We start from the raw sequence: 21722 nt of genomic DNA on the forward strand, positions 1-21722 counted from the left end.
AGTCAATCTTACCTGAAAAGTTCCTACAATGGACAATTAAGAATTGATAATGGATAATTGTTTTTATGGCATTGCTTAATCATGGATGATAAGTTAATTTCATAGAAAAGTCTAAATATTTTTATGGATAAAAAACCCAATTTAATAGTTATCTGTAACGGTAGATCTTGTAAAAAATATGGAAGTAATTACCTTTTAGAAGCTATTCAAAAAAAAGAGCAAAATGCCATAAAAGTGACTACTAAATATTGTTTCGGTCACTGTGGTAATGGTATTACAGTTTTAATATTACCAGAAGAAAAAATTTATCCTAACATAAAAGATGAAAAAGAACTTTTAAATATACTCAACTCTAAATAATTATCATGGCTAAAACAATTTTAATCACAGGAGTAAGCAAAGGATTAGGAAAAGCATTAACAGAAAAATTTATCCCTTTAGGTCATACCATTATAGGGTGCGCTCGTTCCTATAACACCATCAAAGAATTACAACATAAATATCCAGAACATTATTTTTCTTCCCTGAATGTAGCTAATTATCAAGAAGTAAAAAAATGGCTTAAATCCTTACCTCAAACCCCCGACTTAGTTATTAATAACGCTGCCATTATTAATCAACCAGCGCCCCTATGGGAAATACCTACCGAAGATTTTGATCAACTAATTGACATTAATATCAAAGGCACAGCCAACATAATTCGGGGAATGGTACCCCTGATGATGGACAAAAAAGAGGGTATCATCGTTAATCTTAGCTCAGGTTGGGGACGTTCCACCTCCCCCGAAGTTGCTCCCTATTGTGCCTCTAAATGGGCCATTGAAGGATTAACCAAAGCCCTTGCCCAAGAGTTGCCCAGCAATCTTGCCACCGTTGCCCTGAATCCTGGGGTTATTAATACCGAAATGTTAAATATTTGTTTTGGTGAACAAGCAAAATTATATGATTCTATTGATGATTGGGTGAAAAAAGCAGTCCCATTTTTATTAAATTTATCTCTGAGGAATAATGGGGATTCTTTAACGGTTAATTAGGTATCTCAGGAAGCAGTGAGTCTTTTTAAAAGTAATCGAATAAAACATAAGTTAACTTTTTGGGTGGAGTTGAATAAGGTTCTTTCAAAGTTTTTGACCAAATTTTTACATCTTTCCATCCAAGCATTAGATCTTTCAATGATCCATCTTGCTTTGACTACCACAAATCCTTTTTTTCCTTCTGATTTTTTTTGTAATGTTTTTTTTAGTGTTTCTTCTTTTTATGAGACAAATGGACGTCAGTGCAATGGACGATGAGAACTTTAGAGACGTTGGAGAATATGTAAATTTTATAGTGGAAAACAACTTGATCAAAGAAGGGTTGTTGTTAAGAAGTGGAAAAATAGACTTCGTTGAGGACCTCAAAAAAGTTGGTTGCCCAAAATCAATTATAAATTTGAGGAAGCAAAAAGACAAAAAGATTGAAGGAGTAAATCAATACGATTTTCCAAAAGCAGATGAGGTTGATGTCTACGAATGGCAAAACAAAAAAACTAGGCTTTGGACTGGTAAAATCTTGAAGACAATAAATCAAAAGTCCTTTAAATTGCCGCTCTTGATTCATTGTGCGTTTGGAAAAGATCGAACAGGTGTCATAATAGCCTCTATTTTATCAATTTTAAAAGTTCCCGAAAGTGTCATTTTAGAAGAATATAAGTTGAGCGAGGGGAAACTTAAAGAGAAAGAAATGGAAGAACTTGTGTATCAACTTCATGACTACGAATGGAGTGAATTAGACGTTGACCCAAGTGATTTTGAACAGATGTTTCTTGAATCTCCTCCCCCGATTAGAACCTCACTGTTGGGGTAAAGCTAGGGCGAGACAATTTGTAAACCTTAGATAGCCTTCTTTTGTCACTTTCCGAAATAACTAATCGGAAAAAATGAATTTATCCACTGAGAAAATGAATCATACAATTATTGCTGTGGTTCAGTAAATGATTAAACCCTATCCATAATAAATCGCTCTCCATTATTCTTAACCAAGGTAACATTGTGCAAAAGATGAGCATTGGTTTAACCATAATTCGATAGTTAATCAATGTATTTTTCCAACTACTAAAATCACGCCAATCTTCTGTGATGAAGATTTTCTTATCTTGAGTCTCTACTATTTTTTTTTGATTAATTAAGTCTGTAATAGGTTTAGTTTTTAAGCTAATCATCCAGTAAACACTATTAATAATTTCCCACCATTTTTCTATATCTTCTCCCTTGGTTAAACGATAATCTGTCCAGCCTAATTCTTGTTTACACTGCCGAAATCCATACTCTACCCATGTACGTTGACCATATAAATTTCCCATGGTTTTTTTCTGTTGAGTTCTCGTTTTTTGGATGTTAGTCATTACAAAACTAGTGCTGTTTTCTGGCATAGTTTCTGTGTTAGTAGTAATTTGCCAATAAGTTATTTCTCTTCTGAGACCATAAATAATTTCTCTAATGTATCTATCTTCTTTTTTACCATCACTAAAGGGAAAGTAATATTTCTATAAAGACCATAAACATTTACTGATACTATACCTTGATCTATTTTCCCTAAGCTTCCCAAATATTGTCGAGAAGTATAATCTGTGTTATTTCCTTATCTTGGTGCTCGTTCCCTTGCGTCTTTCGCCGACGCGGGGTCGCACCGCTTTTTACGATCTCCTGTTTCATCAATGATTACTGTAACCGGTGTATCAATCAGTATACTTAAAATATATTTTAAACGTACTTTTTCCAAGTCTGATGAATTCCAATTAGATTTTGTCAAAAAATGATGTAAACCTTGAGAGGAAACATTAACAATTTTACTTATTTCTGGCAAAGATTTTCTTTTGAGTGTTGAAATTAATCCTAAGTGTAAATATTTAAAATATTCATAATTACGCACATCGGAAAATAAAGAACGATAAAACGAACAATAGTTATCAATCAGAGGAACTGTTTCTGTGGGATTTCGAGGTAAGTGTTGCCTGATTTGTTCAGCTATATCCATTGCCATAATTGCGTTTCATTTTTACTATCTTTTTATTTTGCCACTTTCCATTTTTTCTTACTATTAATTAATTTCATAACTCCTTATAATCAAAAGATTACATATACTACAATTTACTTTTCTTAATTTTGAGTCATCTTTTATTTTAAAGTAACAAATAATCGGGCGATCGCATATAGAGAAAGACTTTTAGAGTTTAGCAATTTCAAAGATTATCGGAGACTGACAAAAGAGGGATAAGAGCAAAAAGTCTTTGTTTAAGCGAATCGGATGACCATTTTGATTGCTTTTCATCAAAACAGTTATCGTAATTTCAAACATTTTTATCTCAATCATGTTCAGCAATATTGGAGATCAGCTTTTCCCAAACTTCCCAGTTATAACCGATTTATTGAATGGATACCATCAACCCTAATGCCTCTTTGTGTATATCTCAAACATTGTTTTGGTCGTTGTACAGGTATTAGTTTTATTGATTCAACCAAAATTCAAGTTTGTCATAATCGACGCATTTCAAGGCATAAAGTTTTTCAAGATTTAGCCGCGCGAGGAAAAACCTCCGTGGATTGGTTTTATGGTTTTAAACTTCATTTAGTTGTCAATGAATTGGGGGAAATTCTCAATATGAGTTTAACCCCGGGTAATGTAGATAACCGAAAACCCGTTACTGAACTCCTAGAAACACTTTGGGGTAAAGTATTTGGAGATCGAGGTTATGTCTCGGCTAAACTAGCCACAGAGTTACTTGAAGAATATGGCATTGAATTTTTTGCTAAACCTAAGCGTAATATGAAAAACAAACTCATGAAACTCCATGACAAGTTACTTTCTCGTAAGAGGTCTATTGTGGAAAATGTTTATGATCAACTCAAAAATATTTCACAAATAGAACATTCTCGTCATCGCTCACCTGTCAATTTTTGTGCCAACCTTCTTTGTGGATTAATTGCATACTGTCATAAACCCAAGAAACCTACGCTTCATTTAGACTGGCTTTTACCTCAATCTGCTTAACCCGAACTCAGGTTAAAAAAATAAGGACGTAACATATAAAATACTACGTCCTCATAATGGCAAATGTTAACTATCCATTGTTACTATGGTTTGGTGTTAACGCTTACTTCACCATTAACGATAGTTTGACAGGCTAGGCGATAGTTATCAGGTTTTTTCTTTAGTTTTCTATTCTCAAATTCAGTTTTTGGAGATAGATTTTCCATACCCTCGACAATTTCAACAACACAAGTACCACATTGCCCATAACCACCGCAGTTAATTAATTTTCCTCTGAAGCGATAAATATCGACTCCATTTTGCATTGCTTTTTCCCTTAAGTTTGCACCATCAGCGGCGACAACGTCTTTGTTTTCTTTGAGAAACCTAATCGTAGGCATTTTTCTATTTTCTCCTTATTTTTTTGTTTGTTAAGTTTCTTATATCAATATTAAGAAATTATAAATAACTTTGACCATAAAACCAGAATTATACCAAATAAAGGTTTATTCTCATAGGGGATTGGCTCAAAAACTGTCACAAATTTAGGGGTAAATGTTTGATTTTAAAAAGAAGTTAAGTCTGGGCTAATTTCCTCAAGAGTTTTAAGTTTGGTAAATCTAAGGGTTTAAGATGGGTAATTGTAAATGATATTTAAGGTCAATTTGAATTGATTCAAAATATTAATATAATTTTTACTACTCATGTAGAATCACTATACAAGATGGAAACTAACACTATTAAACCAGAAAATAATCTTACTACCCGTTTTATTAATACTTTGTTGGACATTAAACCTTTGGCTAATTTTGCTAAGAGTCGGGCAAGAAAGATGATTATTAGTCGGGCTGAAAGTATTGGGGTTGATTGGTATGACAATATTAATACTTTCCAGAATCGGAACTGGAGTGAGGATATTGGGGCGGTGGAAAATAAGGGTATCAATTATCCTGAGTATTATTTAAAGTGCTTTCATGCTTATGATAAGGGTAATCTGGAATGGAAAGCGGCATGGGAGTTGGAGTCAGCTGCTTATAGTGTTCATTCTACCATTTTTTCTAAGGAACCAAGGATTGAGGGCGATCGCACTTTAAGAAATAATTATCATAGGGTATTAAAGAAGGAGATTACTGAGAATCCCAAGGATATTTTAGATATGGGTTGTGGGGTGGGTTTAAGTACCTTTGCCCTGCAGGAAAATTACCCCAATGCCCAGATTACAGGGTTAGATTTATCCCCTTATTTTTTGGCCGTAGCAAAACATCAAGCCCAACAAAAAAATTATGATATTCAATGGCATCATAATCAGGCAGAAAAAACTGATTTACCGTCAGAATCTTTTGACTTAGTTTCTTCTTTTTTAATGTTCCATGAATTACCCCAATTAGCAGCTAGAAACATTTTAAAAGAAGCCCATCGTCTAATCAAAAAAGGTGGCTATCTTGGTATTATGGACATGAATCCCCAGTCAGAAGCCTATCAAAAAATGCCCCGTTATGTGCTAACTTTACTCAAAAGTACTGAGCCTTACTTAGATCAATATTTTAGTTTAGATATAGAAAAAGAATTAGTTAATAATGGATTTGAAAATCCTAAAATTGTTACTATTAGTAAAAGACACCGTGCGATCGTAGCCAAGAAAAAATAACAAAAAAGCAGGTCAAAAGACCTGCCTAGTTTGATTAAAATTTGGATTATATTTTCCTTTTAAACAAGAGAAATGATGTTATTAAAATTAAACAAAAACAACCAAAAAAATACCTTATTTTTAATAATTAAATAATAGTATTATCAGCGATGGAAGCATTTTTAATAACAACCACAATTCCGTTACGGATTAAAAATCCTTCATCTTCTCTGTTTGCTTCCTCAACTCGATCTTTATTGATGATTTGTACATTTTGACCAATACGAGCATTTTTATCAACGATCGCACGGCGTACAATAGAATTAGCACCGATACCAATAGGCACCCCACCATCCTTCAACTTATTCTGTCTAACGGTGTAGGGTTCGTATAAATCAGCCCCCATAATCAAAGTATCCTCCACCACACAATTAGTTTCAATGCGAGTTCTCACCCCTAAAACACAGTGATTAATGCGACACTCTTTGATAATACAACCCTCACCGATAATGGATTGAGTTACCTGAGAATCAAGCAACTTGGTAGGAGGTAAATAACGAGAGCGAGTATAGATAGGCGCTTTCTCATCATAGAAACTAAAAGAAGGCTGAGGCTGATTCGTCAAAGATAAATTAGCATCGTAGAAAGCCTCAATAGTTCCAATATCTTCCCAATAACCCTTAAATAAATAGGCTTGGATATTGTGATCCTTCGCCGCATAGGGGATAATTTCCTTACCAAAATCAGTTTGATCAGGATTTTCTGTTAATAACTTGCGTAGTACCTCCTTCTTAAACACATAGATACCCATAGAAGCAATATAAGGTTGTTCTTGGGCTTGTTCAGGGTTTAACCCCAAAATACTGGTATCTACCGCCATTTGCTTGAGGGCATCACCCTTGGGCTTTTCGCTAAAGTCAGTGATTCTACCAGAATCATCAATTTTCATTAAACCGAAAGCCTCGGCTCTTTTTTCATCGATAGGCACTACAGAAATGGTAATATCAGCATTAGTTTTGCGGTGATGCTCCACAAATTTGCTGTAATCCATGCGATATAGATGATCTCCAGAAAGGATGATATATTCATCAATATCCCACTCATCAAAAAGCCAGATATATTGACGCACCGCGTCTGCTGTACCTTGGAACCAGTCGGGATTCTCCTTGGTTTGCTGGGCTGCCAATACCTCCACAAAACCATCACTAAACCCAGAAAAATTGTAAGCTCTACTAATGTGACGATTCAAAGAAGCAGAGTTAAATTGAGTTAATACATAAATTTTTAAAATTTCTGAGTTAATACAGTTACTGATAGGAATATCAATTAGGCGATATTTTCCCGCTAAAGGTACTGCTGGTTTGGCTCTTAATTTAGTCAGGGGATACAGTCTAGTACCTGCACCGCCTCCTAAGATAATACCAAGTACTTTATTCACGCTTTTTGACCTCTAAATAATCACTTTTATAAGAAAGTTTAGGCTTTATTGGCAAAATTAACAATCTTTTCTTCTTTAATGGGCTATGGGTGAGGGGATGGGAAGATAAACATTCATCATTAATTATCCATTCCCCCTACCTTTCTGATTTATGGGAGCGCACCCTAATTGTTTTCTATTTTTTGTAAGATATTTGCTACTAATTCATGATCGGTTAACTGAGAATCATCTAAAGTGGGTGAGATGTAATAATCACAAAAATCAAAGACCTGAGTTTGAGTATTAGCTCCTCCATAACCAATTACTTTGATTCCTGCTCTCGTAGCTGCTAAGATTGATTGGAAAGAGTCTTCCAGTGCGATCGCCTCATGGGCTTTTATATTAAGATTACCTAAAGCCTGTTGATAACCTTGGGGCGAAGGTTTGCTTTCGGTGAGATTTTCTTGGGTAATAATAGTTTTAAAACTTGATTCTAAACCAGTAATTTGCAAAAGAGTATCCACATTAGTTTTAGAAGTACTGGTAACTAGACCTAATGATAAATCATGAGCTTGGGCATAATCGATGATATTTTTGGTAAAAGGTCTTATGGAAGGTTTTTTCTCTTGAATTAATTTACAAGCAATGGTTGTTTTTAATTTATGGATTTGCTCAATTTTTTCGGGAGTCAACTTTCTATTAGTGGCATCAGAAAGCATTTCCAATCTTTTTTTTCCGCCATTAATCTCCAACAATGCACGATAAGTTGACAAATCCCAGTGCCAGTCAATCCCTAATTGAGACATAGCCTGATTATAGGCTTCTCGTTGTAATTCTGAAGTCTCTACAAAAGTACCAATGGAGCCAACTAAAATTGCTTTGTACATTTTTTAAATGCGGATTGTTAAGATTAAAATAAGGATATTAGCACAATTTCTAGTAAAGAATTCAAAAACAAGAAAATGGGCAAAAGAACACCACAGGATGGATTACCACATTGGGAAGAAGCTCAACATCTCGATGATATTGTCATGGATAAGCGCGAAGCCAAACGGGCAAACAAGGCGAAGGCAAAAAGACGCAATCGTCGCTATGAAAATCGCCTCTTGAGGGGTACCATAGACATTTTAGATTTGCATGATGAAGATGAGCAATAAAAAAGAAATATTAATCATTGAAATAGTCTTCTTCTTCGAGGGTTTGATGATTATATAATTCCTCTAGTTTTTGATGGCTAAGACGACGGGATACCCGACGATATTTTTTTGTGTTTAATTTTGGTTCGTTGCAAACTTCCCCAGAGTCTTTGACCATTTTTTTTACGCTAGATTCTGCATCACGGGTATGAGCGATTTTTTCTTCTTGGGCAAGGATTTCTTCTAAAAAGCGCAGATAATATTCATATCTTTCCCATTCTCCTGTTACCACGCATTCTGGCTCTTCTTGATGCAAACAGTCGTTAAATTTACATTGTCCTTGGCTTAGTTTTTGTCGGGCTTCGGGGAAGTAGTTAATCAGATTTTGGGAGGTGCAGTCGAAGTCAGGTTGGTTAAATCCAGGGCTGTCGGCAATGTATCCTCCTTGGGGCATTTCAAATAATTCTACATGGCGGGTGGTATGTTTTCCTTTTTGTAGTTTGCCTGATACTTCGCCAATGCGAATAGTGAGTTGGGGAATGAGTAAGGAGGTAAGGCTGGATTTTCCTACTCCACTAGGTCCTGAGAAGATGGTTATTTTATCTTTTAATGCTGTTTTTATGGTTTCGATTCCTTGTTGTTTTTCTACGCTAAAAAAGTAGGGATCATATCCCCATAATTTTAATTTTTCTTGCCATTGTTCTCTTTGTTTTTGACTAATTAAATCAGCTTTATTTAGTCCTAATAATAGTTTTAAATTAGTGGATTCTGCTTTGACTAAAAAACGGCTTAGTTGGAGGGGATCTAAGGTTGGCTCTTCGAGGGCAAATACTAATAATATTTGGTCTGCATTGGCGATGGGAGGACGTTCTAGCTCTGTTTTGCGAGGGGTTACAGAGGCGATCGCCCCTCGTTCAAATTCTGTTGATTTTACATAAATGCGATCGCCCACTAGTACCCTCTGACCCATTTTTTTGAGGCGAGTAGGACGAGTACAAAGGAGGGTTTCTCCCTCATCCAGACGTACCTGATAAAAGTTCGCCTGTACAGCCATCACAGTACCTATTTTAGTGTCAGATTTAGTCATAATATTAACTAAGATTTGACCAGTAAAGTAAAATAATCATCCGATGGAGTAATGGATTCAATGTGATAACCCTCCATCTTCAGACTATTCGGCACTTGTTCAATGGGTTCACCACCATCTAACCAAATTTCTAACAATTCTCCAGAGGGCATTTTTTCTAATTGTAACTTACTACGGATAAAATTTAGGGGACAAGGTGTTCCTCTTAAATCTAATTTATTATTAGTCATTTATTTATATTTAATATGTTTAAAAATTAGCTTTTTTAAAACCAAAACTAATTAAAAAAAAATGAGAATTTATTTTACTTTTTGAAAAAGTTTACCATGGATGATGATTATTCTATAACCATTAATCATCAAAAATAACTTACACAGGAGTATCACTCCAATCATCCTCACTCCAGTCAATCTCTTGGGGGTTACAAGATATTTCGCCATCATCCTGACTTTCTATCCATTCATTCCAATCATCAACACTATCCTCGTCAGGGGCCCGAGTAGCTTCCTCCGCACTGGAATTGGTTTGACTATCTTCCAATAAATCTCCCCAATCAGCTTCCTCCTCATCACCACCTTCCGCAGAATCAGTTTCCCCCAAAACATCAAAGTCCGTTTGCTCAAAAAGTGCCTCTGATTCCTCATCATCCGTGGTCACATAATTATGATTAAGGACTTCTTCGCCTACTGTTTCATTTTCTTCATAGTCTTGAATGACAACATCATCAACCCAACTTTCCTCGCTGGTATCCGCCCCAAAACTGCCATCAAAATCATCGTAACTAGACTCGGCAACTTCATCAGGGGATATAATCTGGGTAAACTCATCTTCTTCTATGTCATCTGGTGCATCAAAGCCATCAAATTCTTCTTCCGAAATAGACTGGTTATCCGCTGCAAAATCTTCAAATTCTGCTTCCGAAATAAATTGGTTATCTTTCTCATTATCCGTAGAAAAATCCTCAAAATTTTCGGGAATATCACTAATATACTCTTGGCTTAAATCTTCTTCCTCAAGGGAACTATTGGTGCTGAATTGTAATGGTTCAAGGTTAAGATTTCCCCCTGCCATAATATCAAAAGCCTTGAGCAGAGTTTCTCTATTTTGTTCCCAAGTTTGATAAATTTCGGCAGTTTTTTGTTGGTGAAAATTAACTATATTTTCATGGCTATAGTCCAAAAGTTCTGAATCTATATTTGTTGCTGAGCCTTTAACTAAGTCAATCTCTTTGGCGATCGCATAGGTATTATTTTTAGTTTTTAGAGATGTTTTTAAGGTAATTTTTAAACTATTACTAAGGGCTATTAAGAGAGCTTGTTTGTAGTCTTTTTGATTTAGAGCTTCACTAATTTGTTGAGAGCTATCCATAGTTGCAACTATTATTAAATATTATGAATTTTCTTGAATTAGGGTAAACATATTTTGTAAACTTTGAATATTTTGTAATATTCTTTGGTGGGCATTTTCTACCTCTTGAAAATGGATTTTTTGGATTTTGTCGCTATTATTTTGATTTTCAAAAGAGTCTCCTAATTCATTCTCAATTTCGTTTTCGAGGAGATTAACGGTACTACGAAAATGTATATCCTGAGTCGGTTGTTGTTGAGGGGATGAACTGGTAACAATTTCAATTTTTAATGCTTCTGACATGGCGATCGCCATTGCTTGATCAATGTTACCGTCTCTAATTTTTGCTTTAATTTCTTGTATTTTACTCATATCAAAAAGAGACTCTCTTTTAAAATTTCTTCAAATAGCTTAACCCATAAACTGACAAAATTTTACCAAAAATCTGTCACCCGATAATTTAATTCTGCCAACATTTGCCGTAACAAAGGTAAACTCAAACCAATCACATTACTATGACAACCAACAATTTTATCAATCAAAAATCCACCCCTCCCCTCAAGGGCAAAACTACCAGCGCACTTTAACGGCTCTCCTGTTGCCACATAAGCCCGAATGGTATCATCATCCACATTAGCAAAATAAACCTCCGTCATGCCGCATCTAACCACATTTTTACCATGATTAAGATCTAGTAAAGCATGACCAGTGTACAACTTCCCCACATTACCCCGCATACTACGCCAACGATTAATGGCTTCTTGCTCATTTTCAGGTTTACCATAAATTTCTCCATTCACCGCCAACACAGAATCACAACCCAAAATTAACCCATTATTATGGTTTTGAGCCACCGTAGAAGCCTTATTTTCTGCCAAGGTATTGACAAGATTATGGGGGTTGAGTAAATCTATCAGCGATTCATCATAATTACTTACCTCCACTTGGGGATTAATGCCAATCATCTTAAGTAATTTGAAACGGGCGGGGGAAGCCGAAGCAAGAATAAATTTAGTCATTAATTATTTTCAAAAATATAAAATATATATTACTTGATACCTGTATGGACGTAGCACACTACGTCCTCTACTATCTACTTACCTAACACCTAAATTAATAAGAAGCGAGGGAAAAAGAATTAGCTACTATTCTGAACAACTCCGAGACACTATCCCAACGAGATTCTGTGGTAGAAATATTAAAAGTAAACAATTTACCATTGTTTGTCACCACACTAGCAAGGTTATGACGATATTGATCTTCTCCTAATTTTACTTGATACTCTAGGATGTAATAATCTTTGCCATCTACCTCTCTTTTTTCCGCAGAAATTAGCTCGGCATTTCTTCCCGAATCAGGGCTTTGGTTAACCATCTTCATAAAGCGATAACCAACATCGGTGGGAGTACCTAAATCTGATAATTCTTTGCTTTCTCCTACTTTGCTGATAATTACGCTGAGGTTTTCGGTGCGCTCGATGAAGTCTCGATAAACCACATCAACTCCTTCGGACGCATTTTGAACTTCCACAGGCATCCAACCATTGGGATATAGAAATTGATAGCCGTCAATGGCATCTGTGTAGCGTTGTAATCCTCCTAAAGTGGGAGAACAGGATGCAAGGGAAAAAGTTAGGACAATCAATAGAAATGAAATTAACCGTTTTATCATAATTTTTATGTTAAAAATATTTTGTTTTATTTTCCCATGAAAACCCATGATTATGCAGTGATAAATAATAAAACAATCAAAAATTTGTTAGCTAATGGAAAAAAAATAGAGTTTTATTAAATCTAATTGCTCTAATCTTGATGAGCTGATTACAATTGAGATAACCATAGATAAGGGGAAAAAGATGACCAATTCAGCCGATAGACCTAAAAAACCATTACCCTTACCTCCCCTAGTACCTCCCGGTGCTAATGGGAGCAAAAAAAGTATTGAAGATGAAGATGATCAAACTAGAGTCAGTTTAGGGAAAATGCCTCCTCTCCCATCCCGCTCTGCTCCCAGTAATGGGCAAAAAGATATGATTGATATTGGCAATAAAAAGCCTCTTTCCTTGGATGATGATTTGGATGATGATGACGATTCTGATGGAGTCACCCAAATTAACCCTAGTACAAAAGTTCCTCCTTTGGGTAGTAATAGATTAGGTAGTACCTCAGCCCGTACCCCCTCTCCTCTCAGTGCGGGGGGTTTACTTGGTAGAACTTCTTCTCCTGCCAGTGGAGGGGCGGCAAATACCCGTAGAATGCCTCCAGAACCCACGGGGGTAAAGAGAGGTTCTCCCATTGCCCGATCGCCCTTACACCCCCCTGCTACCCCTCAAAAAGAATATGTTCCCCTCACCCCTCCTGCTCAACGTTCTCCAGAACAACCATCTTTAGAAGAATTGATTAAGATTGCCTATGATGAGGGTTATTCTGATGTCCATTTAGGGGTGGGTGAATTGGTGCGAATGCGCGATCGTGGCGAAATTCTCACCCTTGAGCAATATCCCGAAATAGATAGTAACACTTTCATGAGTTGGTTACAGGAGATTTTACAACCATCAGACATCCAAAAATTTAAAAAAGAATTAGAGTTTGACGGAGCTACTCAATACGATTTTGCGAGGGTGAGGATCAATGTTTTTGATACTTTGCGAGGTCATGCTTTGGTGTTACGTCTGATTCCTCTCAAAATTTTGACCATGGAACAGTTAAAATTGCCCCCTATTTTTAAAGATGTTTGTGAGGCTCATAAGGGTTTAGTTTTGATCACAGGGCCCACAGGTTCGGGTAAATCCACTACCCTAGCGGCTATGATTGACTATATCAATGCCGAGCAAAATAAACATATCATTACCATTGAAGATCCTGTGGAATTTGTCCACAAAAGTCGTAAATCTTTGATTAAACAAAGGGAGGTGGGGGTTCATACTCTCAAATTTGATAATGCCCTCAAAGCCTCTTTGCGTGAAGATCCTGACATTATTCTAGTGGGGGAAATGAGGGACAAAGAAACCGTTAATACTGCTTTAAAAGCCGCTCAAACGGGTCACTTGGTCATGGGTACTTTGCACACCAACAGTGCTGTTAAAACCCTAGAACGTATTTTCACTTTATATACCGCCGAGGAACAAACCGCTATCCGCAGTGCGCTCGCCGAGTCATTGGTAAGTATTATCGCCCAAGGGTTATGTCGTACCACCGATGGCAGAAGGGCGGCTTACCATGACATTCTCATTAACACGGAAACTGTCAAGGATTATATTTTAAGTAATAAATATGATGAAATTACTACCTTGATGGATGAGGGAGAATTTGACGGTATGATGACCATGAATAAATCTTTGTTTAATCTTTATCAAGAAGGTCGTATCACCGAGGAAACTGCCCTAGAAAAATCCCCTGTACGCAACGAAATGGCGATGATGTTACGGGGAAGAATTTAGCCATGGTGTTAGGGAAATTTATTTCGCAAAAGGTTGTTATTTATAGTTACTCTAAATGAAAATGAAACACTACCAGATTATAAAAGATTTATAGAATAGGGATTTTAGCTGGTGAAACTGTCTCAAAACTCACTTAAATAACTATAGTAGTCCAAAGACAAGGGATTAAAACCCCTTGTTAGGCAATGGTATTAAAGGTTTGATAATATTTAGGTTTAATTTTTTTGATGAAAATATTACATTTGAGTGATATTCACTTAGGGAGCAGTTTTAACCACGGTAAAATTAGCTCTGAAACAGGATTGAATACTCGTTTTCATGATTTTGTCAATAATTTATCCATCTGTATGGATAGGGCTTTGGAGGAGTCGGTGGATTTGGTGTTGTTTGGGGGAGATGCCTTTCCTGATAGTACCCCTGTTCCCTATTTACAGTCGGCTTTTGCTTCTCAGTTTCGCCGTTTGGGGGAGGCAGGTATTCCGACGATTTTGTTGGTAGGAAATCATGATCAACATAGTCAGGATAATCAGAGGGTGGGAAATGCTAGTTTATCCATTTATCATAGTTTGGGGGTGCCTAACATCACGGTGGGGGAAAAATTAGAAACCCATGTGATTGATACTAAGTCAGGGGCCATACAAATTATTACTTTGCCTTGGTTGACTCGCTCGATATTTTTAACAAAGGAGGAAACCAACGGTTTATCCATGGAGAAAATTAACCAGTTGTTAATTCAAAAGGTGGAGGTGGCTTTGGAGGGAGAAATTAGGGCTTTAGATAGTTCTATGCCTACTATTTTGTTGGCTCACCTTATGGCGGAAAGGGCGCAGATTGGGGCGGAGCGTTATTTGGCTGTGGGCAAAGGGTTTCAGATTCCTTTATCCATGTTGATTCGTCCTGAGTTTGATTTTGTGGCTTTGGGCCATGTCCATCGTCATCAAAATTTGAATCTTCGCAATAATCCCCCTGTGGTTTATCCTGGTAGCATTGAGCGGGTGGATTTTTCGGAGGAGAAGGAAGAAAAGGGTTATGTTTTGATTGATATTGATGATCAAAAAACGGTTAATTGGCAGTTTTGTGGGCTTCCTGCTCGTCCTTTTTGTACCATTGAGGTGGATGTGAGTGATAGTAAGGATCCTTTGGAGGCTATTTTAGGGGCGATCGCCTCTAACCCCATTGAAGACGCTGTGGTAAGGTTGATCTATAAGGTGCGATCAGAACAACTAGAAACCATTAAAAATAAAGTTATTGCGGAGGCTTTAGCTTCTGCCCATACCCACACCATTCGCACTCACCTTGTCAGTATGGAAAGCCGTCGTCGTCTGCCAGAGTTGGGGGTAGGCAAAAATTTAGATCCCTATTCTGCTTTATCTACCTACCTCGATAATCGGGAAGATATTCAAGATATTGCGGATGATATGTTATTAGCGGCGGAAAGTTTATTGGCAGAAATTGTTTAAAATTGTCAATAAATTATTAATATTTAGAGTTTTAACTATGAAAAATTTATCCTTTTTTGCTGTAGCTGGAGATTTTCCTGTTTATTTTGTGGCGGTTTATGCAGTGGGTTTAGTGGCGGCCGTTTCTATCGGTTTGATTGCTTGGTACAATTCCAAACGCCCCGTAGGTTGGGAGGATACGGAAAAACCAGACTTCATTCCCGATCTTAAAACCAATGCTCAATCCCCCCAAGAAGATCAAGATTAGCTCATATTTTGGCTGATAAGGAGATAGGAAAATTGATAATTACAATTTAGCTCTCAGGTTAAAATATTTATCAATTGTTAATCATTCCCCGTTCCCCATTCCCTATTCCCCATCTAAATCAAAACACTTTTTTATCAAACCCTACTTAGGTTAATGATATATTGGCAGAGGAATATATAAGCAAAATACTATGGATTCGACAACAATAAAAGACAAGGTAATGGCGATCGCATCTAAGCGTGAAATGTTAGTAAAACTATCAGAAAAACCTGATATTGGCAATTTAAAAGTAGATGTAACCCAAGCCCTCGATGAATTAGACGAACTCATCGAAGAATTACATATCACCTTTCCCGAAACTGCTAAAAATTAGCAATATGACATAACTAAACACTTTTTGTGGGAAAATAGGAGGGGAACATTAAAAAACCTGTCAATGAGTAAAATCGAAATTGGTGGTGTCGAACATTTTTACGAATTAACCACCCCACTAGATCAAGATTCATCCCCTCCTACCCTAGTTTTTATCCATGGATGGCTTCTCAGTTATAAATATTGGCAACCCCTCATTGAAAAATTACGGGACACATATCCCTGTCTGGCTTACGATTTAAAAGGTTTTGGAGATTCTCAATCCAATCTTGGTGATTGTGATGACTCTGCTTTTAGCCTCAAAAGCTACGCCTATGACTTAAAAGAATTATTAACAGCCCTCAACATCAAAAAGGCTTGGTTAATTGGTCATTCTCTGGGGGGTAGTGTAGCCATTTGGGGCGCTGATATGTGTAGTGATGTCATAGAAGGAGTTATCTGTGTCAATGCGGGGGGAGGCATATACCTCAAAGAAGAATTTGAGCAATTTCGGGGGGCAGGGGAAAAAATGGTTAAATTTCGTGCTCCATGGTTGGGTTATATTCCTCTGCTCGATGTGGTTTTTGCGAGAATGATGGTAAAACAGCCTTTGTCTAGGTATTGGGGCAAACAAAGATTAAAAGACTTTTTACGGGCAAAAGAACAAGCTGCGATCGCCTCTTTGCTCGAATCCACCACCGAAGAGCAAGTCCACCTACTACCCCAAATTGTGGCTCGTCTAGCTCAACCCTTACACTTTATCGCAGGGAAGCAAGACAAAATCATGGAAACCAAGTATGTAAAACACTTGGCCAGTTTTCATGAACTGTTCAAAAATCATCATGACAACATTTTTGAGATCGATAATTGCGGACATTTTGCCATGCTAGAGCAAACCGATTCAGTCCATGAACAAATTTTAACAATTGTTCAAAAATGCGAACAGAATCAAAATAAAGTGCTACCATAATGGGAGTCTTAATAATAATTAGATCTTAAGCCAGACTAAATAAATTTAGAATGATACAAGTAATATTCTCTCCACTGCTAGGGCTTAAACAAATAAGCCTCATCAATGATTTTAAGTCCCAAGCTGTATTGAAAAGTTATTTTTTTCTGAATAAAACAAGTATTAAAAAGAAAGTCAATTTATTGATATTCGGGGCTTAAACCGATGGACTGTTGTCCCACGGGTACGGAAATTAGTTACAATATTATGTCGGACTATTATTTTGTTTCCCCAACATTTCCCCCCGGAAATTCTCATTTACTTTTATCGTAAAAACAAATTTGATCTTTAGGAATATTAAGGGAAAGTCTATGCTAGACCGCAAGATTTATCAAATGTACAAAGAAGGTTGTGATGTCTCTGTGTTCTTGCGGGATCAACAACGGTGGATTGAAGATGCACAAATCATCGGAATTGAAGGAGATGTCGTAACCATTCGCTATGAAATGGACGAAGATTATGAAAATAGCTCTTGGGAAGAGTTTGTTCGTTTAGAAAGTATTGGCGCTGTCAGCCGTAAACTCGCCTGTGTACCCCGTGGCAATACGGAAATAAATGTTTCTGAAGATTGTCCTGAAGCTGAGCAAATTTATCCCCGTCGTCAAGATCAAGATTAAATAATTGACAATTAATGATTAACCATTGAAAATTGAGGGAGTTGAGTTTTTCGACTCCCTTTATCATCATAGTAATTTTTAATCAATGTCATTAGATAATTTTTTAGTTTGTGAAGGGGATTTACCCCTTGATGTTTTTGAGCAATATAATCAAAGTGATGTATTGGCCATTGATACCGAAACCATGGGTTTAGTTCCTCAGCGCGATCGCCTTTGTTTGGTTCAACTGTGCGATCGCAAAGGTTTTGTAACCGCCATTCGCATCAAAAGAAATCAAACGGAAGCCCCCAATTTAGTTAAACTTTTAGAAGCTCAACACATTACCAAAATTTTTCATTTTGCCCGTTTTGACGTAGCTCAATTTTTATACACCTTTGGGGCAAAAACTGAGCCGATATTTTGTACCAAAGTAGCTAGTAAAATGGCTCGTACTTATTCAGGTAGCCACGGTTTAAAAACCATTGTCCAAGAATTGGAAGGGGTAGAGTTAGACAAAAAAGCCCAAAGTTCGGACTGGGGCAACGTTGAAAGCCTTTCCCCTGAGCAGTTGAGCTATGCTGCCAATGATGTGCGTTATTTGATACCTATGAGGGAAAAATTGATCACCATGCTACAAAGAGAAGAGCGTTGGGATTTAGCAGAAAAATGTATTAATACTATTTCTTTATTTGTGGAATTAGACCTAAATTATTACAAAGATATTTTTGAACATTAAAAAAATCCCCTCATGAATGGGGGGACTATTTTTGTATAAAGCTGTAATTCATCTTTTTTTTTGCTAGGTGTAACAATTCAAACACACCTTGTAAAACTTAACTTTTGACAGGGCAAGTATTGTTATAACACCACCGTAGAAGATTACCCACTAATAGATATTTAATGGCTTCTAATATCCAGTAACCTTCATGCCAAGAAACCATTTGATGGGGCATTTCAGTGGTGGCACTAAATTGATTGATTGATAAACCCCAAGCGCTCATGTGAGGAATGAAAATGTAGGTATAGGCTAGGGCAATGAGGAGTAAAAGGTTAGCAAATACGAGGAAAATAGTTTGTTTTTCTTCAGGAAATTGATGGTTAAAATAAAACACCAATGACACGGTTAAAATCAGCGCGGCACAAATTACTTCGATGCGATTAAATACACCAAAAATGAGGAAGCCGACATTAGCAAATCCACCGTCATTCATCATGCCGCTAACGGATAAACTGGGAATCAAAATAAAGTCTAAAAATAGACTACTACAAAACCAAAAGCCCAAGGTGCAGAGAATGATGGCATTCCAATTTAAATCTTTATTGACAAGCCTAGAAATTATGTTCATAATAATAATACCTATTTTTTTCTATATTTCTAGGATAACCTAGCCTCTAGGCTATTTATATTAAGTATTTTAACTTTTTTTTCTTAAGTTTAATTAAGAAGTTGTCTAGTTATTTTTACCTATTATTTATTGGGTGATTTTAAAAACAATATTTTAATTTTTCTTATATATTTCTATGAGTTGACGGGCGATCGCACTCCAGCTATAATTTTGTTTAACTAAGTTAAGTCCATTAAGCCCCCTTTGTTGTCTTTCTTCGTCACTTTCTAGGGCAATCATTAATTGTTTAACTAAATCATCTTCATTAAGATTACATATCCATCCTGCCTTGGCTTTTTCTATTTCCTGATAGATATAAACTTGGTCAGAAATTAAAACAGGTGTACTAAATGCGATCGCCTCTACCACGGCAATGCCAAAATTTTCATAGAAAGAAAGAAGTAAAAATAAATCGGCTTTTTGTAGCAAAGCCTCCTTATCATCCCCCGTCACAAAGCCTGTAATGGTAGTACAATCAGACAAATTAGAAGAAGTAATTTGAGCCTTTATCTGTGCCTCATAACTCCTATCTTGAGGATTTGCCCCCGCCAAAACAAAATGAAAATCATATCCTTGATTTAACAACCGTTGCAAGGCTGGAATTAGAAATTGTAAACCCTTTTTTGGCTCAATGCGAGACATAAACAACAATAAAGGTTTACCACGGGGAATATTATACCTATCATATATAAAATTATCATCTATGGTGCGATCGGGAATTTCCACCCCCAAAGGCACAATTAAACGGTTAATTCCTGCCCCAAAATCCTCAGAAACATCCGCTTCCTGCTGACTGGTAAAATGCACCCCAAAGCTGCCTCTTAAATTAGGTTTTTCCAGCAAATTACCATATATTTTTTTTAAACCCCTCTTTTTTTGTAAATCCTTGGGGTCTAAAGTTCCCAAAGGACGTAAGATATAAGGTAAACCTTTTTGACGACATATAGAAGCCGCCATGGTGGTTACAGGGGAAAATAAAGCATGGATATGAGCCACATCATAATCACCACAGTGCGCCCATAACCAGCGCAACAAATCCACGGAAAACTTATAACGGCGAAAAGGAGAGCAATTAAAATAAATTACCTTATAACCATCCTCCTCAACTATACACTGCAAAGGTACATCCAAGGGAGCTTGTCCTTGATCACCATTAGCATTAGTCGTAATAATAGTAACATCCTGCCCCTCCCTTGCCAAAGCCCCACATAACCCCAATATCATTTGAGAAGGGCCACCATAAACCAAAGAGATAGAAGGTATAATCTGTAAAATTTTCATAATTAAACATTATCTTAGTTGTTGGGTTACATCATCTCTTCCGCTAGAAAAAGTCTCATAGTAATATTATCCATAATCGATTCTAAGTCTTGAGAATTGGGAGATTTAGAGGTAATTTTTTTTTGTAACTAAATACTTAAAATCTGTTCATAAAACCCTAATAAATTCCTTGCCAAAGCCTTATTTGTATATTTTTCCATAGTCTTTTGATAACCCTTTTCTCCCAACTCCTTAGCCAAATAAGGATTATTCATCAATTGCTCAATAGAATCCTTTAAACCCTTATCATCCTTCTCCTGGAATACTAAACCATCATCCTCAATTACATAGGGAATTTCCCCCGAATCTGAGCCAATTACAGGCACTTTACAAGCCATCGCTTCTATTAAAACATGACCAAATTGTTCTTTCCATCCTTTCGCAGAAATAGTTTTGAAAGTTTCATCGGTTTCTGAAGGTAATACCAAAGTATCCATTAAATTAATATAACGAGGTACTTGAGCATGAGCAACGCTAGGAATAATAATTAAGTTATTTTTTAATCCTAAGTTGGTAATTTCTGCGATAATTTTTTCTTCTAATTCTCCTCTACCTAAAAGTAATAATTTCCAGTTTTTACTATGTAGATTACTGACTGCTTTTATAAGAGTTAAAATACCTTTTTCAGAAACAAATCTACCTACAAATCCTATAACAAAATCTTTTTCTTTTATATCTAATTCTTGTTTTAAATAAGGTTCTTTTTTCGGAGAAAATAGTATGTCATCTATACCTAAATTGGGCATAATAATTGATTGTCCATCATAACCATGATCTCTGATAATGTCTAAAGCATCTTGATTTCCAGCAATAAAACCATCAGTATTACCGAGGTTAAATTTTTCTAACCAACTAAAAGGAAATTTAGGATCATAGGGTATATTCCACCAGGTAAAAAAGCAGTTTTTTGCTTTCAAACCCAACATTTTATTAAGAATAATTAACTGGGCATAGGCAAAGGATTTTATTCCTTGTTCCACATGAATAATATTTGGTTTAAACTCTTTTAACAAGCCGATAATTTCTGGGCTAAAAGTAAGTAAACCCTGATGATTTTGACTGTAGTTAGAAATGGGGACTATCTTAAAATTGCCCTCATCTTTAAATTCGGACTTAATAATTTTATTTTGTACTCCCCCCGGATTCCAGACTTTAGGCACAACTACCCGAACTTGAATATCTGGGCTAATTCTGGCTAATTCCCTTAGTTTTTCACAGTTTAAATCCACTATATAGGAATGTCCCACTACTAATATATTCATGATGATGGCAACTATTGACTATGCTTCATCA

The 21722-nt window shown here is 36.3% G+C and carries 24 protein-coding genes and 2 pseudogenes; 13 read left to right on the forward strand and 13 right to left on the reverse strand.

What is annotated here, in order from left to right; all coding sequences use genetic code 11:
* Positions 1–123 precede the first annotated feature (123 nt).
* From AA637_RS13630 to AA637_RS13640, 3 genes are all read left to right on the forward strand, one after another.
* Positions 124–360, forward strand: coding sequence for a (2Fe-2S) ferredoxin domain-containing protein (locus AA637_RS13630; protein ID WP_446683205.1), 237 nt, complete (start codon positions 124–126; stop codon positions 358–360).
* Positions 361–365: 5 nt separating this feature from the next.
* The gene (locus AA637_RS13635; protein WP_446683206.1) at positions 366–1034 is read left to right on the forward strand and encodes an SDR family oxidoreductase; all 669 of its coding nucleotides are present in this window, start codon (positions 366–368) and stop codon (positions 1032–1034) included.
* 232 nt (positions 1035–1266) lie between these two features.
* Positions 1267–1845, forward strand: coding sequence for a tyrosine-protein phosphatase (locus tag AA637_RS13640; protein WP_446683207.1), 579 nt, complete (start codon positions 1267–1269; stop codon positions 1843–1845).
* 79 nt (positions 1846–1924) lie between these two features.
* On the opposite strand, the pseudogene AA637_RS13645 reads toward AA637_RS13640, so the two are convergent.
* Positions 1925–3015: pseudogene (locus AA637_RS13645) on the reverse strand (transposase).
* 209 nt (positions 3016–3224) lie between these two features.
* Between AA637_RS13645 and AA637_RS13650 the strand changes: the two are divergent.
* Positions 3225–4029: pseudogene (locus AA637_RS13650) on the forward strand (IS982 family transposase); the annotation flags it as partial.
* An 83-nt stretch (positions 4030–4112) separates the two neighbouring features.
* Here the strand turns inward: AA637_RS13650 and AA637_RS13655 are convergent.
* Positions 4113–4409 (reverse strand): 2Fe-2S iron-sulfur cluster-binding protein, encoded by a 297-nt coding sequence (locus AA637_RS13655; protein WP_446683208.1) that lies wholly within the window; start codon positions 4407–4409, stop codon positions 4113–4115.
* Positions 4410–4732: 323 nt separating this feature from the next.
* Here AA637_RS13655 and AA637_RS13660 point away from each other — a divergent pair, with 323 nt between their 5' ends.
* Positions 4733–5656 (forward strand): class I SAM-dependent methyltransferase, encoded by a 924-nt coding sequence (locus AA637_RS13660; RefSeq protein WP_446683209.1) that lies wholly within the window; start codon positions 4733–4735, stop codon positions 5654–5656.
* Positions 5657–5783: 127 nt separating this feature from the next.
* On the opposite strand, the gene AA637_RS13665 is transcribed toward AA637_RS13660, so the two are convergent.
* Both AA637_RS13665 and AA637_RS13670 read right to left on the reverse strand, forming a co-directional pair.
* Positions 5784–7073, reverse strand: coding sequence for a glucose-1-phosphate adenylyltransferase (locus AA637_RS13665; protein ID WP_446683210.1), 1290 nt, complete (start codon positions 7071–7073; stop codon positions 5784–5786).
* A gap of 164 nt (positions 7074–7237) precedes the next feature.
* A complete protein-coding gene (locus AA637_RS13670) occupies positions 7238–7939 on the reverse strand; it encodes an HAD family hydrolase (RefSeq protein ID WP_446683211.1) in 702 nt (233 codons plus the stop codon).
* A 75-nt stretch (positions 7940–8014) separates the two neighbouring features.
* Here AA637_RS13670 and AA637_RS13675 point away from each other — a divergent pair, with 75 nt between their 5' ends.
* Positions 8015–8209, forward strand: a complete 195-nt coding sequence (locus tag AA637_RS13675; RefSeq protein ID WP_446683212.1) for a hypothetical protein — start codon at positions 8015–8017, stop codon at positions 8207–8209.
* A 10-nt stretch (positions 8210–8219) separates the two neighbouring features.
* On the opposite strand, the gene rsgA is transcribed toward AA637_RS13675, so the two are convergent.
* The 6 genes from rsgA to psbP all read right to left on the reverse strand — a co-directional run bounded on the left by rsgA (position 8220) and on the right by psbP (position 12293).
* Entirely contained in the window at positions 8220–9275 is a 1056-nt protein-coding gene (gene rsgA, locus AA637_RS13680; RefSeq protein ID WP_446683213.1) for a small ribosomal subunit biogenesis GTPase RsgA, read from the reverse strand.
* 8 nt (positions 9276–9283) lie between these two features.
* Complete coding sequence (locus AA637_RS13685; protein WP_069792111.1) at positions 9284–9505, reverse strand: sulfurtransferase TusA family protein; 222 nt, start codon at positions 9503–9505, stop codon at positions 9284–9286.
* 139 nt (positions 9506–9644) lie between these two features.
* Complete coding sequence (locus tag AA637_RS13690; protein WP_446683214.1) at positions 9645–10643, reverse strand: hypothetical protein; 999 nt, start codon at positions 10641–10643, stop codon at positions 9645–9647.
* Positions 10644–10664: 21 nt separating this feature from the next.
* A complete protein-coding gene (locus tag AA637_RS13695; RefSeq protein ID WP_446683215.1) occupies positions 10665–10994 on the reverse strand; it encodes a hypothetical protein in 330 nt (109 codons plus the stop codon).
* Positions 10995–11056: 62 nt separating this feature from the next.
* Positions 11057–11641, reverse strand: coding sequence for a Maf family protein (locus AA637_RS13700; RefSeq protein ID WP_446683216.1), 585 nt, complete (start codon positions 11639–11641; stop codon positions 11057–11059).
* A 94-nt stretch (positions 11642–11735) separates the two neighbouring features.
* A complete protein-coding gene (gene psbP, locus AA637_RS13705) occupies positions 11736–12293 on the reverse strand; it encodes a photosystem II reaction center PsbP (protein ID WP_446683217.1) in 558 nt (185 codons plus the stop codon).
* Positions 12294–12477: 184 nt separating this feature from the next.
* Here psbP and AA637_RS13710 point away from each other — a divergent pair, with 184 nt between their 5' ends.
* The 7 genes from AA637_RS13710 to AA637_RS13740 all read left to right on the forward strand — a co-directional run bounded on the left by AA637_RS13710 (position 12478) and on the right by AA637_RS13740 (position 18460).
* Positions 12478–14061, forward strand: coding sequence for a PilT/PilU family type 4a pilus ATPase (locus AA637_RS13710; protein ID WP_446683218.1), 1584 nt, complete (start codon positions 12478–12480; stop codon positions 14059–14061).
* Positions 14062–14285: 224 nt separating this feature from the next.
* Entirely contained in the window at positions 14286–15521 is a 1236-nt protein-coding gene (sbcD, locus tag AA637_RS13715; RefSeq protein WP_446683219.1) for an exonuclease subunit SbcD, read from the forward strand.
* Positions 15522–15558: 37 nt separating this feature from the next.
* On the forward strand, positions 15559–15768 hold the full coding sequence (gene psb35, locus AA637_RS13720) for a photosystem II assembly protein Psb35 (RefSeq protein WP_446683220.1): 210 nt from the start codon (positions 15559–15561) through the stop codon (positions 15766–15768).
* 190 nt (positions 15769–15958) lie between these two features.
* Positions 15959–16141, forward strand: a complete 183-nt coding sequence (locus tag AA637_RS13725) for a hypothetical protein (protein ID WP_446683221.1) — start codon at positions 15959–15961, stop codon at positions 16139–16141.
* 63 nt (positions 16142–16204) lie between these two features.
* Positions 16205–17089, forward strand: a complete 885-nt coding sequence (locus tag AA637_RS13730; protein ID WP_446683222.1) for an alpha/beta fold hydrolase — start codon at positions 16205–16207, stop codon at positions 17087–17089.
* A 350-nt stretch (positions 17090–17439) separates the two neighbouring features.
* Positions 17440–17745: a DUF6679 family protein gene (locus AA637_RS13735; protein WP_446683223.1), complete on the forward strand. Its 306-nt coding sequence runs from the start codon at positions 17440–17442 to the stop codon at positions 17743–17745.
* Positions 17746–17830: 85 nt separating this feature from the next.
* Positions 17831–18460, forward strand: a complete 630-nt coding sequence (locus AA637_RS13740) for a ribonuclease H-like domain-containing protein (RefSeq protein ID WP_446683224.1) — start codon at positions 17831–17833, stop codon at positions 18458–18460.
* A 97-nt stretch (positions 18461–18557) separates the two neighbouring features.
* Here AA637_RS13740 and AA637_RS13745 read toward each other — a convergent pair whose 3' ends face one another.
* The 3 genes from AA637_RS13745 to hpsO form a co-directional block, all read right to left on the reverse strand.
* Positions 18558–19070, reverse strand: coding sequence for a hypothetical protein (locus AA637_RS13745; RefSeq protein WP_446683225.1), 513 nt, complete (start codon positions 19068–19070; stop codon positions 18558–18560).
* Between the two features lie 153 nt (positions 19071–19223).
* Positions 19224–20390 (reverse strand): hormogonium polysaccharide biosynthesis glycosyltransferase HpsP, encoded by a 1167-nt coding sequence (gene hpsP, locus AA637_RS13750; protein ID WP_446683226.1) that lies wholly within the window; start codon positions 20388–20390, stop codon positions 19224–19226.
* Positions 20391–20518: 128 nt separating this feature from the next.
* On the reverse strand, positions 20519–21691 hold the full coding sequence (gene hpsO, locus AA637_RS13755) for a hormogonium polysaccharide biosynthesis glycosyltransferase HpsO (RefSeq protein WP_446683227.1): 1173 nt from the start codon (positions 21689–21691) through the stop codon (positions 20519–20521).
* Positions 21692–21722 lie beyond the last annotated feature (31 nt).

It is taken from the genome of Cyanobacterium sp. HL-69 (assembly GCA_002813895.1).
Classification (GTDB): Bacteria; Cyanobacteriota; Cyanobacteriia; order Cyanobacteriales; family Cyanobacteriaceae; genus Cyanobacterium.

Coding starts and splice junctions, on each gene's coding strand:
- AA637_RS13630 (WP_446683205.1), top strand. CDS start 124: ATGGATAAAAAACCCAATTTAATAGTTATCTGTAACGGTAGATCTTGT.
- AA637_RS13635 (WP_446683206.1), top strand. CDS start 366: ATGGCTAAAACAATTTTAATCACAGGAGTAAGCAAAGGATTAGGAAAA.
- AA637_RS13640 (WP_446683207.1), top strand. CDS start 1,267: ATGGACGTCAGTGCAATGGACGATGAGAACTTTAGAGACGTTGGAGAA.
- AA637_RS13655 (WP_446683208.1), bottom strand. CDS start 4,409: ATGCCTACGATTAGGTTTCTCAAAGAAAACAAAGACGTTGTCGCCGCT.
- AA637_RS13660 (WP_446683209.1), top strand. CDS start 4,733: ATGGAAACTAACACTATTAAACCAGAAAATAATCTTACTACCCGTTTT.
- AA637_RS13670 (WP_446683211.1), bottom strand. CDS start 7,939: ATGTACAAAGCAATTTTAGTTGGCTCCATTGGTACTTTTGTAGAGACT.
- AA637_RS13675 (WP_446683212.1), top strand. CDS start 8,015: ATGGGCAAAAGAACACCACAGGATGGATTACCACATTGGGAAGAAGCT.
- rsgA (WP_446683213.1), bottom strand. CDS start 9,275: ATGACTAAATCTGACACTAAAATAGGTACTGTGATGGCTGTACAGGCG.
- AA637_RS13685 (WP_069792111.1), bottom strand. CDS start 9,505: ATGACTAATAATAAATTAGATTTAAGAGGAACACCTTGTCCCCTAAAT.
- AA637_RS13690 (WP_446683214.1), bottom strand. CDS start 10,643: ATGGATAGCTCTCAACAAATTAGTGAAGCTCTAAATCAAAAAGACTAC.
- AA637_RS13695 (WP_446683215.1), bottom strand. CDS start 10,994: ATGAGTAAAATACAAGAAATTAAAGCAAAAATTAGAGACGGTAACATT.
- AA637_RS13700 (WP_446683216.1), bottom strand. CDS start 11,641: ATGACTAAATTTATTCTTGCTTCGGCTTCCCCCGCCCGTTTCAAATTA.
- psbP (WP_446683217.1), bottom strand. CDS start 12,293: ATGATAAAACGGTTAATTTCATTTCTATTGATTGTCCTAACTTTTTCC.
- AA637_RS13710 (WP_446683218.1), top strand. CDS start 12,478: ATGACCAATTCAGCCGATAGACCTAAAAAACCATTACCCTTACCTCCC.
- psb35 (WP_446683220.1), top strand. CDS start 15,559: ATGAAAAATTTATCCTTTTTTGCTGTAGCTGGAGATTTTCCTGTTTAT.
- AA637_RS13725 (WP_446683221.1), top strand. CDS start 15,959: ATGGATTCGACAACAATAAAAGACAAGGTAATGGCGATCGCATCTAAG.
- AA637_RS13730 (WP_446683222.1), top strand. CDS start 16,205: ATGAGTAAAATCGAAATTGGTGGTGTCGAACATTTTTACGAATTAACC.
- AA637_RS13735 (WP_446683223.1), top strand. CDS start 17,440: ATGCTAGACCGCAAGATTTATCAAATGTACAAAGAAGGTTGTGATGTC.
- AA637_RS13740 (WP_446683224.1), top strand. CDS start 17,831: ATGTCATTAGATAATTTTTTAGTTTGTGAAGGGGATTTACCCCTTGAT.
- AA637_RS13745 (WP_446683225.1), bottom strand. CDS start 19,070: ATGAACATAATTTCTAGGCTTGTCAATAAAGATTTAAATTGGAATGCC.
- hpsP (WP_446683226.1), bottom strand. CDS start 20,390: ATGAAAATTTTACAGATTATACCTTCTATCTCTTTGGTTTATGGTGGC.
- hpsO (WP_446683227.1), bottom strand. CDS start 21,691: ATGAATATATTAGTAGTGGGACATTCCTATATAGTGGATTTAAACTGT.